Annotated in this window: 1 protein-coding gene; it reads right to left on the bottom strand. The window is 41.4% G+C overall.

What is annotated here, in order from left to right:
* Positions 1-289: pirin family protein (locus tag R7Z50_RS29860; RefSeq protein WP_318150063.1), on the bottom strand; the 289-nt coding region annotated here is incomplete at its 3' end.
* Positions 290-563 lie beyond the last annotated feature (274 nt).

Raw genomic sequence — 563 nt, 5'->3', positions numbered from 1 at the left:
CCGCCATCCATTGAGCGCCACCAGAACGAAGCTCACCAACATTATCCATGTGGTCACGATGCTGGAAATGACCTTTCAACATATAAGTAAGCGTCTCGATGCCGCGATGCGGATGAGGAGGAAAGCCACCAATGTAGTCAGAACGTTGATCGGATTTCAGCTCATCCATCATTAAAAATGGTGAAAAGCTCGTGTTGTTAAAACCTGCAACTCGACGAATTTTAACACCATCACCGTCAGCGGTAGGTTGCGATGGAATCAACTGACGAATTTCTCTGAATGTGCTCATACTTCTTCTCCTCGTTCGCCTTGGTAGCTGTCTGCAAATCGCGTTTCAGCTCATGGCTATCGACATGGTTTTATTTTAGTTTGGAGAAAAATAATCATGAGCAGAGCGATTCGAGCTACTTATTCAAGTTTTTCGAACAATAGGAAATCAAAACCAAGCATCATTGGTCATTTTTCAATCCAGACCAAATCTCCGGCGATTGATGATAAGTTCTCTCTTATCACATCAACGTTTTTGAATTTATTTGAAAATAAATGTAGCTATTTCTTAAACA

Source organism: Vibrio sp. 1249-1, assembly GCF_033340495.1.
The sequence above is the reverse complement of the archived record's forward strand: the minus strand, read 5'-3'. Positions and strand labels throughout refer to the sequence as shown.